15 protein-coding genes are annotated in these 15,640 nt (G+C 68.6%); 9 read left to right on the top strand and 6 right to left on the bottom strand.

All coding sequences use genetic code 11. The annotated features are described in order from the left end of the window. Positions 1–37: 37 nt before the first annotated feature. A complete protein-coding gene (gene ilvD, locus K9U37_RS02315) occupies positions 38–1,735 on the bottom strand; it encodes a dihydroxy-acid dehydratase (protein WP_243070353.1) in 1,698 nt (565 codons plus the stop codon). 78 nt (positions 1,736–1,813) lie between these two features. On the opposite strand from ilvD, the gene K9U37_RS02310 reads away from it, so the two are divergent. The 4 genes from K9U37_RS02310 to K9U37_RS02295 all read left to right on the top strand — a co-directional run bounded on the left by K9U37_RS02310 (position 1,814) and on the right by K9U37_RS02295 (position 5,284). Then, positions 1,814–2,404: a DUF305 domain-containing protein gene (locus K9U37_RS02310; protein WP_243070352.1), complete on the top strand. Its 591-nt coding sequence runs from the start codon at positions 1,814–1,816 to the stop codon at positions 2,402–2,404. After that, positions 2,405–2,695, top strand: a complete 291-nt coding sequence (gene ricR, locus K9U37_RS02305) for a copper-sensing transcriptional repressor RicR (RefSeq protein ID WP_243070351.1) — start codon at positions 2,405–2,407, stop codon at positions 2,693–2,695. It abuts the gene before it with no gap. 140 nt (positions 2,696–2,835) lie between these two features. Continuing rightward, positions 2,836–4,074: an MFS transporter gene (locus K9U37_RS02300; RefSeq protein WP_372489366.1), complete on the top strand. Its 1,239-nt coding sequence runs from the start codon at positions 2,836–2,838 to the stop codon at positions 4,072–4,074. 142 nt (positions 4,075–4,216) lie between these two features. Next, positions 4,217–5,284: a L,D-transpeptidase gene (locus K9U37_RS02295; RefSeq protein WP_243070349.1), complete on the top strand. Its 1,068-nt coding sequence runs from the start codon at positions 4,217–4,219 to the stop codon at positions 5,282–5,284. A gap of 64 nt (positions 5,285–5,348) precedes the next feature. Here K9U37_RS02295 and K9U37_RS02290 read toward each other — a convergent pair whose 3' ends face one another. Then, entirely contained in the window at positions 5,349–7,334 is a 1,986-nt protein-coding gene (locus tag K9U37_RS02290; protein ID WP_243070348.1) for a M13 family metallopeptidase, read from the bottom strand. A 78-nt stretch (positions 7,335–7,412) separates the two neighbouring features. On the opposite strand from K9U37_RS02290, the gene K9U37_RS02285 reads away from it, so the two are divergent. Next, positions 7,413–7,970 (top strand): Rv1363c family protein, encoded by a 558-nt coding sequence (locus K9U37_RS02285; protein WP_243073186.1) that lies wholly within the window; start codon positions 7,413–7,415, stop codon positions 7,968–7,970. After that, positions 7,967–8,656 (top strand): hypothetical protein, encoded by a 690-nt coding sequence (locus K9U37_RS02280; RefSeq protein ID WP_243070347.1) that lies wholly within the window; start codon positions 7,967–7,969, stop codon positions 8,654–8,656. The genes K9U37_RS02285 and K9U37_RS02280 overlap by 4 nt, the downstream gene beginning before the upstream one ends. Positions 8,657–8,741: 85 nt before the next feature. On the opposite strand, the gene K9U37_RS02275 is transcribed toward K9U37_RS02280, so the two are convergent. Together K9U37_RS02275 and K9U37_RS02270 are read right to left on the bottom strand one after the other, a co-directional pair. After that, positions 8,742–9,242 carry an XRE family transcriptional regulator gene (locus K9U37_RS02275; RefSeq protein ID WP_243070346.1) on the bottom strand — a complete coding sequence of 167 codons (501 nt, stop codon included), beginning with the start codon at positions 9,240–9,242 and terminating at the stop codon, positions 8,742–8,744. After that, a complete protein-coding gene (locus K9U37_RS02270) occupies positions 9,239–12,193 on the bottom strand; it encodes an MMPL family transporter (protein ID WP_243070345.1) in 2,955 nt (984 codons plus the stop codon). The genes K9U37_RS02275 and K9U37_RS02270 overlap by 4 nt, the downstream gene beginning before the upstream one ends. Positions 12,194–12,611: 418 nt before the next feature. Here K9U37_RS02270 and K9U37_RS02265 point away from each other — a divergent pair, with 418 nt between their 5' ends. The 3 genes from K9U37_RS02265 to K9U37_RS02255 are packed head-to-tail and all read left to right on the top strand — an operon-like array spanning position 12,612 to position 15,043. Beyond that, on the top strand, positions 12,612–12,983 hold the full coding sequence (locus K9U37_RS02265; RefSeq protein WP_243070344.1) for a heme-binding protein: 372 nt from the start codon (positions 12,612–12,614) through the stop codon (positions 12,981–12,983). Between the two features lie 57 nt (positions 12,984–13,040). Next, on the top strand, positions 13,041–13,709 hold the full coding sequence (locus K9U37_RS02260) for a response regulator transcription factor (protein ID WP_243073185.1): 669 nt from the start codon (positions 13,041–13,043) through the stop codon (positions 13,707–13,709). Continuing rightward, the gene (locus K9U37_RS02255) at positions 13,706–15,043 is read left to right on the top strand and encodes a HAMP domain-containing sensor histidine kinase (protein WP_243070343.1); all 1,338 of its coding nucleotides are present in this window, start codon (positions 13,706–13,708) and stop codon (positions 15,041–15,043) included. The genes K9U37_RS02260 and K9U37_RS02255 overlap by 4 nt, the downstream gene beginning before the upstream one ends. Here the strand turns inward: K9U37_RS02255 and K9U37_RS02250 are convergent. Together K9U37_RS02250 and K9U37_RS02245 are read right to left on the bottom strand one after the other, a co-directional pair. Beyond that, on the bottom strand, positions 15,040–15,417 hold the full coding sequence (locus tag K9U37_RS02250; protein WP_243070342.1) for a DUF3054 domain-containing protein: 378 nt from the start codon (positions 15,415–15,417) through the stop codon (positions 15,040–15,042). The genes K9U37_RS02255 and K9U37_RS02250 overlap by 4 nt on opposite strands. Continuing rightward, positions 15,404–15,619 (bottom strand): hypothetical protein, encoded by a 216-nt coding sequence (locus tag K9U37_RS02245; protein WP_243070341.1) that lies wholly within the window; start codon positions 15,617–15,619, stop codon positions 15,404–15,406. The genes K9U37_RS02250 and K9U37_RS02245 overlap by 14 nt, the downstream gene beginning before the upstream one ends. Positions 15,620–15,640: the final 21 nt, after the last annotated feature.

The following is a 15,640-nucleotide window of genomic DNA, read 5'->3' as shown; positions in this document are numbered from 1 at the left end:
TCCTCCTCGGGCCGTGCCGGCCCGAATCGTCGGCGGGCTAGCCGCAGACCGCGCCGTTGGCGGCCGAGCCGACCAGCTTGCGGTACTTCGCCAGCACGCCGGTGGTGTAGCGCGCTGGCGGCGGGGTGAAGCCGATCATGCGCAAGTCGATTTCGGACGGGTCAACCAGCACGTCCAGCGTCGAGTTGGCCACGTCGAGCCGGATCCGGTCACCGTCGGCGACGAACGCGATCGGGCCGCCATCGACGGCCTCGGGCGCCACGTGCCCCACGCACAGACCGGTTGTGCCACCGGAGAAGCGGCCGTCGGTCAGCAGCAGGACGTCCTTGCCCAGCCCGGCGCCCTTGATGGCACCGGTGATGGCCAGCATCTCGCGCATGCCCGGACCGCCCTTGGGGCCCTCGTAGCGGATCACCACCACATCACCGGCGGTGATCGTGCCATCCTCCAGGGCATCCATTGCGGCGCGCTCACCATCGAAAACCCTTGCGGTGCCTTCGAATACATCGGAGTCGAAGCCGGCCGACTTCACCACCGCGCCCTCGGGGGCCAGCGATCCGTGCAGGATCGTGATGCCGCCGGTGGGGTGGATCGGGTTGCTCAGGGCACGCAGCACCTTGCCGTCGGGATCCGGCGGCGCGATGTGAGCCAGGTTCTCCGCCATGGTCTGACCGGTCACCGTCAGCACGTCGCCGTGCATCAGACCGGCATCCAGCAGGGCCTTCATGACCACCGGCACGCCGCCGATGCGGTCGACGTCGAACATGACGTGCTTGCCGAACGGCTTGACGTCGGCAAGGTGCGGCACCTTGGCACCGACCCGGGTGAAATCCTCCAGCGACAGCTTGACGCCGGCCTCGTGCGCGATCGCCAGCAGGTGCAGCACCGCGTTGGTGGAGCCGCCGAAGGCCATCACCACCGCGATCGCGTTCTCGAAGGCCTCTTTGGTCAGGATGTCGCGGGCGGTGATCCCGCGGCGCAGCAGCTCGACCACGGCACGGCCGCTGGCCCGGGCGTACCCGTCGCGGCGACGGTCGGTGGCCGGGGGAGCGGCGCTGCCGGGCAGTGACATCCCCAATGCCTCGGCCGCGCTGGCCATCGTGTTGGCCGTGTACATCCCGCCGCATGCACCCTCGCCCGGGCAGATTGCGCGCTCGATGGTGTCGACATCCTCGCGCGGCATCAGTCCGCGCGCGCACGCGCCGACCGCCTCGAAGGCGTCGATGATCGTCACGTCCATCTCGGTGCCGTCGGACAGCTTCGCCTTGCCGGGCAGGATCGATCCGGCGTAGAGGAACACCGCGGCCAGGTCCAGGCGGGCGGCGGCCATCAGCATGCCGGGGAGCGACTTGTCGCAGCCGGCCAGCAGGACCGAGCCGTCGAGGCGCTCGGCCTGCATGACGGTCTCGACGCTGTCGGCGATGATCTCCCGGGACACCAGCGAGAAATGCATGCCCTCGTGGCCCATCGAGATGCCGTCGGACACCGAGATGGTGCCGAACTCCAGTGGGTAGCCGCCAGCCTCGAACACGCCCTCCTTGACGGCCTTGGCCAGCCGGTCCAGCGACAGGTTGCACGGAGTGATCTCGTTCCACGACGAGGCCACGCCGATCTGGGGTTTGCCGAAGTCCTCGTCGCCCATCCCTACCGCGCGGAGCATGCCGCGGGCCGCGGCTTTCTCCAGGCCGTCGGTGACGTCGCGGCTGCGGGGCTTGAGATCAGGCGTTTCGCTCACCGGTCAAGTATGCCGCCGTCGGGAGCGGCCTCAAAATCCATTCCGATACCCCGCGGGGGTATCGGGTACGGTGAGTGCATGACGTCCACCAGCGCCCGCATCGTGGCGGGCCTCGCTGCGTTCGCCACCGCCGTCGTCGTCTCGGCCTGCAGCAAGGGCGAAGACCACAACGCGCACGCCACAAGCACGGCCACCGGCGCCGAACAGGTCGCCGCACACAGCGCCGAGGACGTGATGTTCGCGCAGATGATGATTCCCCACCACGAGCAGGCTCTGCAGCTGTCGAAGTTGGTGCCCGACCGCTCGACCAACCCGGCCGTCGTCAAACTGGCCGTCACCATAGCCGACGAACAGCAGCCAGAGATCAACGCGATGAAGGCGCTGCTGCTGCAGTGGGACGTCGACCCGCACACCATGCCAGACCACGGGGGTATGCCGATGCAGGGCATGGTCGACGACGCCACCATGGCCAAGCTGCAGAGGCTCAAAGGCGCCGAGTTCGACACACTGTGGCTGCAGTCGATGATCGGCCATCACCAGGGCGCCATCGAGATGGCCAACACCGAAATCGCCAAGGGCCAAAGTGCCGATATGATCACCATGGCCAAGAACATCGTGCGCGCGCAGCAGGCCGAGATCGACCAGATGAAGCAGGTGCTGGGAGGATAAATGACTGGCGCACATGGATATTCGGCGAACAAGGAGAACTACGCGAAACGCCTGCGCAGGATCGAGGGCCAGGTCCGCGGTATCGCCAAGATGATCGACGAGGATAAGTACTGCATCGACATCCTCACTCAGATCAGTGCGGTGAACAGCGCCCTGCAGTCAGTCGCGCTGGGCCTTCTCGAGGAGCACCTCAGCCACTGTGTCAGCCACGCCGTTGCCGAGGGCGGTGAGGAGGCCGAGAAGAAGCTGGCCGAGGCGTCGGCCGCCATCGCCCGCCTGGTGCGTTCCTGAGCATCGTTCCGGCGGCCCGCCGCAACGTGTTTCCCCTGTCTCGAGGTGGTCTCGAACGGATCTCCGAGGTTATGCCCGCACTACCTCGGCCGATACCGTGATGTGGTGACCTCAGTGCCGGACCGCCCGGGCCGGCCCTCATGACGACCTTTGACTCGCAGCCAATGCGTACCAGCCCGTGGACACCGCGGGTCACTACGGCCCTCGCCGTGCTGGCCGCCGCAGCGTTCGTCTATGTCACCGCAGAGATCATGCCAGTGGGGGCTTTGCCCGCGATCGCTCGCGACCTGCGCGTCAGCGAAGCGTTGGTGGGCACCCTGCTCGCCGCCTATGCGTTGGTCGCCGCGGTGTCGACGGTCCCGCTGGTGCGGTGGACGGCGACCTGGCCGCGCCGGCGCGCGTTGCTGTTCACCCTGGTTAGTCTGGCCGTCTCGCAGCTGATCTCGGCGCTGGCCCCGACGTTTGCGGTACTGGCGATGGGCCGAGTGCTCTGCGCGCTCACCCACGGCCTGATGTGGTCGGTGATCGCACCGATCGGCGTCCGACTGGTACCGCCGAGCTACGCCGCCCGCGCTACCGCGGCCGTGTATGTGGGCACCGGCCTGGCCCTCGTGGTGGGCAACCCGCTGACCGCCGCGATGAGCGAGCTGTGGGGCTGGCGGCTGGCGGTCGGCGCGATCACGGCCGCCGCGGTCGCGGTGATGCTGGCCGCGCGGTTCACCCTGCCGGCCATGCCGATGACCGGCGCGGTGACCGACTCCGGCGGCGGGCAGGTTCGGCATCACCGCAATCGCCGGCTGGTGATGCTGAGCGTGCTGACCCTGGTCGGGGTCACCGGCCACTTCATCTCCTACACGTTCATCGTGGTCATCATCCGCGACGTCGTCGGGGTGCCCGGACCGAATCTGGCCTGGCTGCTGGCCGCCTACGGAATCGCGGGCCTGACCGCGATAGGGCTGATGGCACGGCCCGGCGACCGCTGGCCCAAGGCCGCCATCGTGGGGTGCCTGTCCGGGCTGGCCCTGGCCTTCGGTGTGCTGGCCGCCCTGGGATTCGGCGACCAGCACACCATCGCCACCCTGCTGACCGGTGTCGTCGCGATCGTCTTGTGGGGCGCCACGGCCACCGCGATGCCGCCGCTGCTGCAGACGGCGGCCATGCGGCACTGCCCGGAGGACCCAGACGGCGCCTCGGGGCTGTATGTCGCGGCCTTCCAGGTCGGCATCATGGCCGGCTCGCTGGCCGGGGGGCTGCTGTACCAGCATGCCGGGATCCCGACGATGATCACCGCGTCGGCGGCGCTGATCGCGGGCGCCCTGGTGTGCGTCGTGGTCAGCCGCGGCCTGTTCGCTGTTCGGCCGCCGACCAGCGAACAGTAACGCCGGCCACCTAGCAGGCGACTATCAGGACAGTTCAGGGCGTTGGCGGGGTCTTCGGTCAGGTTCGCTGGCAAGCGACGCCAGGTCAGCGCTCAGCGTGTTGTGCGACACTGGGGCGGAATCGTTGCTGAGGAGTTTTGTGATGGCGTTGCGGGTGAAGGGGGCTGTCGCGGCCACGTTGTGCGTGGTCGGGGTCGCTGCCGGAATCAGTCTTGGCAGTGGGTTGGCGCTGGCCGATCCCGACCAGGCGCCCGTGGATCCCGCCGTCGTCGACGCGCCGCCGGCCCAGGTGCCGGCTCCGGATCCCGCAATCCCCGCCCCGCTGCCGGCTCCCGCGGGCGACCCGCTGCCGGCTCCCGCGGGCGACCCGCCGCCGGCTCCCGCGGGCGACCCGGGGCTGGCGTCGCCGCGGCCAGTCGATCCGCTGGCGGCCGCGCAGGCCGCGCCTGCCGGGACGGTGAAGGGTCAGAACCCGCTGCCGTACACCGGTGACCCGGTGTTCGCCCCGCCGTCCTTCAACCCGGTCAACGGCGCCATGGTCGGCGCGGCCAAGCCGATCATCATCAACTTCGCCCGGCCGATCGCCAACCGGCCACTCGCCGAGCAGGCCATCCACATCTCCTCGGTGCCCGCGGTGCCCGGTGCGTTCTACTGGACCACCGCCACCCAGGTCCGGTGGCGGCCCTACAGCTTCTGGCCGGCCGGCACGGTGGTCAGCATCGACGCCAGCGGGGCCAAGTCCAGCTTCCGGGTCGGTGACGCGCTGGTGGCCACCGTCGACGACAAGACCCACCAGATGACCATCACCCGAAATGGCGTGGTGGAGAAGACTTTCCCGGTGTCGATGGGCCGCCCGGACGGCAAGCACGAGACCAAGAACGGCACGTACTACGTGCTGGAGAAGTTCCCCGACATCATCATGGACTCGGCGACCTATGGCGTGCCCAACACCTCGGCCGAGGGCTACAAGCTCAAGGTGCAGTGGGCCGTTCGCATCGACAACAGCGGTGCGTTCGTGCACAGCGCGCCGTGGTCGGTGGCCGACCAGGGTAAGCGCAACGTCAGCCACGGTTGCATCAACCTCTCGCCGAACAACGCCAAGTGGTTCTACGACAACTTCGGCAGTGGCGACCCGATCGTGATCAAGAACTCCGTCGGGCTCTACAACAACCCTGACGGCGCCGACGACTGGCAGTGGCAGCTGGCCTGACGCCACCGGGTTCGCCCTGGGATGCGGTCCAGGTCGGGATCCGGAATCGGCGCCTACGCGAACCTCAGTTCCAGATTCGGACGCGGTGCTCGGGGTCCAGATACAGCGCGTCGTCCTGGTCGACCTCGAACGCGTCATAGAACGCGTCGATGTTGCGCACCACACCGTTGCACCGGAATTCCGGCGGCGAGTGTGGGTCGATGGCCAGGCGCCGGAGAGCCTCGGCCTCGCGCGATTTCGTCCGCCACACCTGCGCCCACCCGAACAGCACGCGCTGCACGCCGGTCAGACCGTCGATAACCGGCGCCTCCTTGCCGCCCAGCGAGAGCCGGTAGGCCAGCAGCGCGATCGACAGCCCGCCCAAGTCGCCGATGTTCTCGCCCACGGTGAACGCGCCGTTGACGTGCGCGTCCCCGTCGAGTTCACGCGGCACGTAGGAGTTGTACTGCTCGATGAGTTTCATTGTCCGAGCGCCGAATTCGGCGCGGTCCTCGTCGGTCCACCAGTCGACGAGGTTGCCGTCGCCGTCGTACTTGGCGCCCTGGTCGTCGAAGCCGTGGCCGATCTCGTGGCCGATCACCGCGCCGATCCCGCCGTAGTTGGCGGCGTCGTCGGCCTCGGCGTTGAAGAACGGTGGCTGCAGAATCGCTGCCGGGAAGACGATCTCGTTCATGCCGGGGTTGTAGTAGGCGTTGACGGTCTGCGGCGTCATGAACCACTCGTCGCGGTCCACCGGGCCGCCCAGCTTGGCGATCTCCCGGTCCGATGCCACCTGTGCGCCGCGGACCACGTTGCCGTACAAGTCGTTCCGGTCGATCGCCAGTGCCGAGTAATCGCGCCACTTCTTGGGGTAGCCGATCTTGGCGGTGAACTTGTCCAGCTTGGCCAGCGCACGCTGCCGGGTCTCGGGCGTCATCCATTCCAGCTCGTTGATACTGACGCGGTACGCCTGGCGCAGGTTGTCCACGAGCACGTCCATCCGGGACTTGGCGTCCGGCGGGAAATGGCGCTCGACGTAGAGCCGGCCGACGGCGTCGCCCATGGTGTTCTCCACCAGCGACACCGCGCGCTTCCAGCGATCGCGAATCTGCTCGGTTCCGCTCAACGTGCGCCCGTAGAAGCTGAAGTCCTCCTCGACCGCGGCTCTGGGCAGGACGGCGGCGCGGGCGTGGATGAGCCGCCAGCGGGCCCAGTCCTTCCAGTCGGCGAAGTCGGCCCGCGCCCACAGCCCGGCGAACGCGGTCAGATAGTCGGGCTGGCGTGCGACCAGCTCGGCCACCGCCCCCGGGGAGGTGCCCAGCGCGCTCAGCCACCCCGCCCAGTCGAAGCCGGGCGCGTCGGCGGGCAGGTCGGTGAACCGGCGCAGGTTGTAGGTCAGGTCGGCGTCGCGGCGCTTGACCACGTCCCAGTGTGCGGCGGCGAGCCTGGTCTCCAGGGCCACGATCCGCCCGGCCGTCTCGGCATGGTCGGCAGCGGTACCGCCGTAGACGAGGGCGAACATCGCCGCGATGTGACCGGGGTAGGCGCCCAGGATCGAGGCGTGCTGCTCGTCGCGGTAGTACGACTCGTCGGGCAGGCCCAGACCGGACTGGGTGAAGTGCACGAGGTAGCGCGAGGAGTTCTTGGAGTCGGTGTCGACGTAGGCGCCCACCCCGCCGCCGACGCCGAAGCGCTGCAGGGCCCCGATGACCGCGGCGAGCGCCGCCGGATCGGCCGCGGCGTCGATGCCGGCCAACTCGTCGAGCAGCGGCCGCACACCGCGTTCTTCGATGGTGCCCTCGTCGAGGAAGCTGGCGTACAGGTCGCCGACCCGCTGCTCGTCGGTGTCGGGCTGGGCTCCCGACGCGGCCGCCTCGGTGATCAGTTCGCGGACCTGCTCCTCGGCCCGGTCGTACAGCGAGCGGAAGGCGCCGTCGGTGGCCCGGTCCGCCGGGATGGCGTATTCGGCCAGCCAGCGGCCGTTGACGTGGCCGAACAGGTCGTCCTGGGGACGAACACCCGATTCGACGTGGGACAGGTCGATGCCCGAGCACAGAGTTTCTACCGTCACCCAACCATCCTTACCACGACCGGTAGCCTCGCCTTCGTGCCCGAGGCGGATGAGACGACGGCGGGAGCGAGTACGACGATGGCCAAGGTGTTCTCCGGCTACGGTGTCGCCTCGGTCGTGCTCGCGGCGATCGGGGTGGTCGCCATCGTGCTGGGTGCACTGATCTGGTCGGATCACCGCAGCGCAGCCCACGAGCGGGACTACCAGAGCCGGGTGCTGGCCGCCGCGGCCGCGTGGACCGGTGTGCTGATCAACATGAACGTCGACAACGTCGACGCCAGCCTGCAGAAACTGCACGACGGCACCGTCGGGGACCTCAACTCCGACTTCGAAGCCTCGATCAAGCCGTACCGGGAGGTGGTCAAGACACTGCGGGCGCGCACCACCGGGAAGATCGAGTCGGCGTCGGTGGAGGCCGTCCACCACGATCTCGACGTGGTGGCCGGACAGCGCCCACCGGCCCCCCCGACGCTGCCACCGCCGCTCGCCGAGCGCACCGACACGGTGTTGGTGGTGGCCACGTCGGTCAGTGAGAACGCCGGGAACAACCCCACGACGGTGCGCTGGAACCTTCGCCTGGGGGTGTCCGACGTCGACGGCAAGCTGATGATCTCGCGGCTGGAGTCGCTGCGATGAGGAACCTGGCGCGTGTTCTGGTCTTCGACGTCGCCGCACCGCTGGCCGCCATCGCCGCACTGCTGGCCATCGGAGTCGTCCTCGGCTGGCCGCTGTGGTGGGTGTCGGTGTGCTCCATGCTGTGCCTGCTGATCGTCGAGGGCATGGTCGTCAACTTCGTTGTCTACCGGCGCGATTCGGTGACGGTCGGCACCGACGACGACGGTCCGGGGCTGCGTCTTGCCGTGGTCGGGCTGGCGACCGTGGCCTTGGCGGTCGCGGTGGTCGTCGGCTACACGCGTTGGACGCTGCCCGACCGCGACTTCACCCGGGATTCCGCCGAGGTGGTGCGGATCGCCACCGCGGTGTCCGAGGCCACCGCCACCTTCACCCCGGCCGACCCGATGTCATCGATCGACCGGGCCGCCGCCTTCATGGCACCCGAGCGTGCCGACTCTTTCAAGAACGAATTCGGAAAGGCCACAGCCGATTTGGCCAAGCGCAACGTCTCGGCCCAGGCGCAGACGATCTCGGCGGGCCTGGAGGCACTGGGTCCCTCGGCCGCCAGCGTCGCGGTGATCATCCGCGGAACCCAGAGTCAGCCCGGCCAGCCGCCGAACACCGCGGTGCTGGCGCTGCGGGTGGGACTGACGAAGCAGGACGGCCAGTGGCTGGTCCTCGACGTCGCGCCCATCAACTCCCGATGAGCCGGGCGCAATTGCCCTTCAGGCAAGGCTGTCACGCAGAATATGTTGCAGCGCAGCGGAATCCGGATTGGTCCACGCGTCGGCGTCAGTCTTCGTCGTTCGCTTGCTGCGCGCGCATCTTGGCGAACCGGTCCGACAGCCGGCGCATCCGGATCATCAGCGATGCCGGCGGGCTCACCGTGGCGCCGAGGTAGCTGGCCAGATCCGCCGGGGCCACGCCGATACGGGAGGCGAACTCCTGCTCGCCCAGTCCCGAGCGATCCAGCAGCACACGGACGTGGCGGGCCGCCTCGGCGCGCTCGTTGGCCTCCAGGTGACTGCGGGCCCGCACCAGCACCTCCGAGAGCGCCTTGGCGATGCCATAGGGCTGGGAGTTCTCCAGCACCTCCTCGACCTGGCGGGCGGTGCGGCCGTACGGATCGCGCTTGATGGCCACCACGATGCGCTGCCAGATAGTGATGTCACCGGTCTCCAGCGCCGACCGAATCGAGGACGTCGCCCAGAACTCGACGGGACGGCTGTCGAACGACTCGGGGGAGCGCGGTGCGGGGACCTCGTCGCTGTGCGGGTCGGCCGTCACCGTCACCTCGCCTCCTCCAGGATCGCCACTGCCACCGAAAGGCAGCGCTGCCTGATCCTCGTCCATTCGGCGGCCCCCTTCGGACCGGCCCAGCGATCGTCGTCGACGTCGGACGGGTCGGGATCGGCGAGCCGGCGCACCAACTGGGTTGTAATCCATTGTTGCTCAGATCGCCCAGAACAGTAGTACCGGTCCATCCCGGAGAGCACCGTGGCGGCGGGGTCGACGTCCATCACGTCGACCAGGTCGGCCAGCTCGGCGAAGTCCGACCTGGTGTTGCGGATCAGGATCAGGTAGCCCTTGAGCCGCAGCGTCTCGGCGCACGTCGGGATCTGCAACCGGTCGCCGGTGGGCAACTGCACGTTCGTGGTCTCGACCGGGCTCAGCCGCTCCACGGTCGGATGCGGGAGGTCGGCTTCGGTCTCCAAGGCATCCAGGGCGATCGAGAGCCGTCCCCGCCACATCGTGACGGGGTGGACCGGCCGGGGTGCGGCCGGGCGGGCAGCCCGGTAGGCCCTGATGAGCTTGCGTTCGACCGTCGGCGCACCGCCTGCGGGAATGCGTTGTGGGCCGTGCCGGGTGGCGTCGTCGCTGCCCTTCACCCGGCCGGCGAGTTCGCTGTCCAGAGGGCCGCAGCCGGTGAACGCCATCGGGTCGGCCACGCAGATCGCGTCGGGCGCCAGATCCTTGAGCCGGGCCGCGCCCCTGACGACCATCTTCAGATCGGCCGACGGCGGCACCATCGTCGAAATGTCGTCGGGGATGACCACCAGATCGCCGAGGTCGAGCTTGGGCAACGGCTTCTCGAAGTCCACCGACGGCAGGACCTTGGCCAGCGAGCCGGGCAGCCACCAGTTCCACTGGTCGAACATCGCCATCAGGGCCGGCACCAGCACCACCCGGACGATCGTGGCGTCGACGGCGATCGCGACGGCGCATGCCACCCCGAGTTCGGCGACCAGCGGCATGCCGGCGAACGCGAACCCGATGAAGACCGCGATCATGATCAGCGCGGCGCTGGTGATGGTGCGCGCGCTGGTGGCCACACCGTAGGCGACGGCGTCGAGGGTGTCACCGGACTGCAGGTAACGCTCCCGGATGCGGGTGAGCAGGAAGATCTCGTAGTCCATGGACAGGCCGAACGTCATGGCCAGCACCAGCGGCGGGATGGTGCTGTCGATCGAGGTGATCTTCCCGAAGCCCAGATCCTCCAGCCAGCCCCACTGGAACACCATCACCAGGCTGCCGTAGGCCGCGGCGACGGAGAGCACCGTCATCAGCACGCCCTTGAACGCCAGGAACACCGACCGCACCGAGATCAGCAGCATCACGAAGGCGATCAGTGCGACGAAGACGAATACCAGCGGCTGCGTGCTGGACACCTCGTCGTCGAAGTCCTTGATCAGCGCGGTCGGGCCGCCGACGTACACCTGGGCGCCCGCGGCGGCGGGCGCCTTCGGCAGGTTCGCGCGCATCCAGTCGATGGTCTTGCGCGCACCGAGGTCCTCCGGATCCACCGACAGCACCGCCGAGATCAGCGCGCTGCTGTTGTTGTCGGCGAACACCGGCGTCGACACCGAGACGATGTTCGGCGCCTGCGCCATCTCGGTGCCGATCGCCTCGAGGGCGGGGGCGTGCTTGGGATCGGAGGCGCCGCCGTCGGGAAAGCTGACCAGCACTCGGACCGGGCCCAGCGCGCCGGGCCCCAGCGCTTCAGCCGCCGCCGCCACACCGCCCCGGATCTCGTGGGCGGACGGGAACTGCCGCTGCATGCTGTTGCCCAGCACCATCGAGAACGCCGGGGCGGCCATGACCAGCAGCACCGCCGTCGCCGACAACGCCGACAGCCACGGCCGGCGCATGACCTCACCGACCCAGCGGGTCCAGAACCGGGACTGGGTGGTCTCCGCGCGACGCGACCAGTGCAGCAGCGAGGAGCGTCTGGCCGCAGCCCGGCCGAAGGTGGTCAGTACCGCCGGAATCAGCGTCGCCGAGGTCAGGACCGCGATGGCCACGGCCAGGATGGCCCCAGTGGCCATCGAGCGCAGCACGGGTGTGTTGATGAGGTAGATGCCGGTCAGGGATGCGATCACGGTCAGTCCGGACAGCACCACCGCCAGACCCGAGGTGGCCATCGCCGCGTCGGCGGCCTGCTTGGGGTCGCGCCCGGCGCGAAGTTCTTCGCGGAATCGCATGAGGATGAACAGTGAGTAGTCCACCGCCAGCGCGATGCCGAACATCGACACCGTCGACGTCACGAACACCGACATGCTGGTCAGCGTCGACAGCGCGTAGACCACACCCATGGTCACCACGACCGTGCACACCCCCAGTGCCAACGGGATGGCCGCGGCCGCCAGCGAACCGAACACCGCGAGCAAGACAATCAGCACGACCGGAAAGTTCCAGCGCTCGGCTTCGGCGATGTCGTGCTTGGTGCTGGTCTGGGCCGCCGCGCCGAGGGCGCCCTGCCCGATGACGTACAGCCGGACCCGGCCGTTGTCGGTCATGCCCGGCTGGTCGCCCCGGACGCCGATCTTCTGCCGCAGCTGGCGTGCGACGTCGACGGCGCCGGTGTTGTCGAAGTCCAGCCGCAGCGAGACGACGTAGGGCCGGTCCGGTGCGGGCGTCGGCTGGGCTGGGTTGGGCACCACCGAGACGCTGGGGACCTGTTTGGCGGCTTGTTCGAGCTGCGCGACGGCCTTTTTCATGTCCTCGAAGGACGCGTCGGCCCGCGGTGCGGCGACCAGGGCGAGCGGGGAGGCGCCCTGTTCGGGGAAGTGGTCCTCGAGTTGGTACTGGACGTGCAGGGACTGCGAGCCGGCGACCTCGAAGCCACCACCGGTGAGGTGATTTGACTGGGTCGACGCCAGGTACAACGCCGGCACGAGGGCCAGCAACCAGCATGCAAAGACCAGCCAGCGGAATCTGCGCAGGTTGCTACTGAGGCGCATCATGAACTGCTGGATGGCGATCTCCCCGCATTCTCTCCGGGTTTTGTGGGTGCGAGCCTACCGCAGCACCGGTACGGCGACCCGTCGTGATCGGCGGTTTAGCTGTATCGAGACCTGTTCTGCAGCCGTCCGTGACCGTTCGCGAAGTGGTCTGCACCGGGCCGGGATGGCAGGATGTGCGGTGGCCACGTCGCCCGCCGCCGTTCCGGCCGGCAGCGGGCCGCTACCGGGACCGTTGCCCCACACCACGCGCTGAGCGTGCTCATGGCGCGCGTCCAGTGGGCGCCTGACCAGTGGGTTCGGATATTCTCACGATTGTTTAAGCTCAAGGCAGGAAACTCAGCACCGTTTCTGCTTAGCTTTCCTGGTCAGTAGCCCTTACTGATACGGCTTCTCCGTAACCCCATTAAGGAGTCCGAGCATGTTGCTTAATGCCCGTCTGGCCCGTCGCGCGGTCGTCGGAGTGATCGGCACGGGCGCTGTCGCCGGCGCGATCCTGGTCGGCACGGCCCCGTCCGCGCTGGCCGATCAGCCCCCGAACTGCACCGCCGCCGACCTCGCCGGTGTGGCGGCGGGTGTGTCGGCCGCGACGTCGGCGTACCTGTTCACCCATCCGGACGTCAACGCCTTCTTCACCGGTCTCGAGGGCGCTCCGCGCGACCAGATCCGGACCCAGGTGCAGCAGTACCTCGACTACAACCCGTCGGTGAGGTCCGACCTGCAGGGCATCCGCCAGCCGCTGGTCGACATCAAGAATCGCTGCGGTGCCGGCGCCAATCTACCCGGCTCCTAAGTAGCGGTGCGGGTAGGGCAACAGCCCGCGCAGGAGAGCGCAGGCCGCACCGTCCTCATGGTCGACGACGACCCGGACGTACAGATCTCCGTCGCGCGCGGTTTGCGACATTCCGGGTTCGACGTCCGGGTCGCGGCGACCGGCAAGGAAGCATTGCGGCTCTTGTCGACCGAGAACCATGACGCCCTGGTTCTCGACGTGCAGATGCCCGAGCTCGACGGTGTGGCGGTGGTGACCGCCCTGCGGGCGCTGGGCAACGACATCCCCATCTGTGTGCTGTCGGCACGTGACACCGTCAATGACCGGATCGCCGGTCTGGAGGCGGGCGCCGACGACTATCTGACCAAGCCCTTCGATCTCGGCGAGCTGGTGGCGCGGCTGCATGCCCTGTTGCGCCGCGCGTCGCATTCCGCCGAGGGATCCGATGCGATCACCATCGGCCCGCTCATGATCGACACCGCGCGCCGTCTGGTGTTCGTCCAGGGCGACCGGATCGAGCTCACCAAGCGCGAGTTCGACCTGTTGGCCGTACTGGCCGAGAACGCCGGTGTGGTGCTGTCCCGGCAGCGACTTCTCGAGTTGGTCTGGGGCTACGACTTCGACGTTGACACCAACGTCGCCGACGTGTTCATCAGTTATCTGCGGCGCAAGCTCGAACGCGACGGGGTGCCGAGGGTGATCCAGACGGTTCGTGGGATTGGGTACGTTCTGCGGGCCGAGCCGTGAGGTGGCCGGGCCGTAGCGCCTCGCTGCGGACCCGCGTCGCGATCGCCGCCACCCTGGCCGCCGCGATAGTCGTAGCGCTGCTGGCCGTGCTCACCTCCTTCGTGCTCGCCAATAACGACGCGGCACAACTGGATCGGCGGCTGGACTCCATCGTCGACGCCAGCATGTACCCGGAGCAGCTGCAGGACGCCAAGCATGGCGTGCTGACCACCGGGCGGTCGCGGTCCACCGGCCAGGTGGTTTTCCAGCGCGGTTTCCAGCTTCCGCCGCTGCCGCCCGGCACCGCCACCGTCGAGGTCAACGGCGTCGACTACCGGGTCCGCACAGTGCTCGTCGAGCAGGCGGGCGGAATCCTGGTCTCGATCGGCATCCGCGAAGACAGCCTTCTGCTGAGCCGCGCGCGAATTCCGATCTATGTGCTCATCGGCTCGTTGGCTCTCCTGGTGGCGGCCGGACTGGGCTGGATCCTCGCCGGACCGGCCGTGCGACCGTTGCACAAACTCACCGAGCAGACCCGCCGGCTGGGCAAGGGCAGCGAACACCTGGAGCCGGTGCACGGTGCCAGGGAAGCCGAAGACCTCTCCGAGGCCATGGCCCAGATGCTGCGCCGCCTCGCCGATGCCCAAGCGGCGACGACGAATTCGCTGCAGGCCGCGCAGGACTTCGCCGCCAACGCCGCCCACGAGCTGCGCACCCCGCTCACCGCGATGCGCGCCGACCTGGACACCCTGCGGATCCACGACCTGCCGGATGACGAGCGCGCCGAAGTGGTCGCCGACCTGTCCCGCGCGCAACGACGCGTCGAGGCCATCATCACCGCGCTCGGGCAGCTGGCCTCCGGGCAATTGGCTCGCGCCGAGGATCGCGAACCGATCGACGTCGCCGAGATGCTCGACCGCGTGGCGCGGGAGAACACGCGATCCGGTGGTGAGGTCGAGATCACCGTCGAGGCCGACGACGCCGGAACGGTGTGGGGCTGGCCGGCGGGTCTACGTCTGGCGGTGGACAACCTGGTGCGCAACGCGATCACCCACGGTGGTGCCACCCGGGTCGTGCTGACCGTGCACCGCCACGAGCCGCAGCTGACCATCACCATTGACGACAACGGGCGTGGGCTGCCTGCCGAAGAGCACGAGGCGGTTCTGGGGCGGTTCGCCCGCGGCAGCACCGCGGCGGCCGGCGGATCCGGGCTCGGTTTGGCGCTGGTGGCTCAACAGGCGGCGCTGCACGGCGGCCGCATCGAGCTCTCCGACGGTCCACTCGGCGGCCTGCGCGCCACGCTGACGGTGTCGACCGCGCTGGAAACAGTCGCCCGAGCCGGAAACGCCGGCTAGCCGCTGCGCCGGCGGATCAGGCCGGCCGCCATCCGCCAGCCGATCAGCAGCAGCGCCGTCACCAGCGAGGCCACCACGATGAAGCTGGCCGCGACGCCCTGAGAACTGGCTTTCCGCAACAACATTCCCACAACGACGGTGGACAGCCAGATGACCAGTCCGGACGGCGCCACGGCAGTCGGTGCACGCCACGCCCGGGCGATCAGCCAGCCGATCAATGTCCCGGACAGGAACGGCCACGCCGTTTCGGCGATGCCGCCTAACGTCAGTCCCTCGGCGTGGCTGCGGCGGCCGATCGTGCAGAACACGACGACGCCGGCGATGTCGGCAAACAGGGCCAGTACAGCGGGCCGTGTGGTGTTACGAGTTTCCATATGTCCTCACATCCAAAACCAGCGGGCTGACGTCGGTTTGGTTACTCAACTCGAAACCGGTCCGCATTCTCTCGGGCTTGCCGGCTTCGAGTTCGCCGAGCACGCCCATGCCGGTAAGCCGGTTGGTGATTGTCTCGTCGGTGACGTCGGAGCACGATGCCAGCGCGATGAGCACCGGACCGACCGTCCCGCGCTTCATCATCGAATCCAATCACAGCCGCAC

Origin of the sequence: Candidatus Mycolicibacterium alkanivorans, assembly GCF_022760805.1 — a bacterium.
Lineage (GTDB): Bacteria > Actinomycetota > Actinomycetes > Mycobacteriales > Mycobacteriaceae > Mycobacterium > Mycobacterium alkanivorans.
The sequence above is the reverse complement of the archived record's forward strand: the minus strand, read 5'-3'. Positions and strand labels throughout refer to the sequence as shown.

Bases quoted from the DNA above. Each gene is read 5' to 3' on its own strand.
- K9U37_RS02310 (WP_243070352.1), top strand. From the start codon at position 1,814: ATGACGTCCACCAGCGCCCGCATCGTGGCGGGCCTCGCTGCGTTCGCC.
- ricR (WP_243070351.1), top strand. From the start codon at position 2,405: ATGACTGGCGCACATGGATATTCGGCGAACAAGGAGAACTACGCGAAA.
- K9U37_RS02300 (WP_372489366.1), top strand. From the start codon at position 2,836: ATGACGACCTTTGACTCGCAGCCAATGCGTACCAGCCCGTGGACACCG.
- K9U37_RS02295 (WP_243070349.1), top strand. From the start codon at position 4,217: ATGGCGTTGCGGGTGAAGGGGGCTGTCGCGGCCACGTTGTGCGTGGTC.
- K9U37_RS02285 (WP_243073186.1), top strand. From the start codon at position 7,413: ATGGCCAAGGTGTTCTCCGGCTACGGTGTCGCCTCGGTCGTGCTCGCG.
- K9U37_RS02280 (WP_243070347.1), top strand. From the start codon at position 7,967: ATGAGGAACCTGGCGCGTGTTCTGGTCTTCGACGTCGCCGCACCGCTG.
- K9U37_RS02270 (WP_243070345.1), bottom strand. From the start codon at position 12,193: ATGATGCGCCTCAGTAGCAACCTGCGCAGATTCCGCTGGCTGGTCTTT.
- K9U37_RS02265 (WP_243070344.1), top strand. From the start codon at position 12,612: ATGTTGCTTAATGCCCGTCTGGCCCGTCGCGCGGTCGTCGGAGTGATC.
- K9U37_RS02260 (WP_243073185.1), top strand. From the start codon at position 13,041: ATGGTCGACGACGACCCGGACGTACAGATCTCCGTCGCGCGCGGTTTG.
- K9U37_RS02250 (WP_243070342.1), bottom strand. From the start codon at position 15,417: ATGGAAACTCGTAACACCACACGGCCCGCTGTACTGGCCCTGTTTGCC.
- K9U37_RS02245 (WP_243070341.1), bottom strand. From the start codon at position 15,619: ATGATGAAGCGCGGGACGGTCGGTCCGGTGCTCATCGCGCTGGCATCG.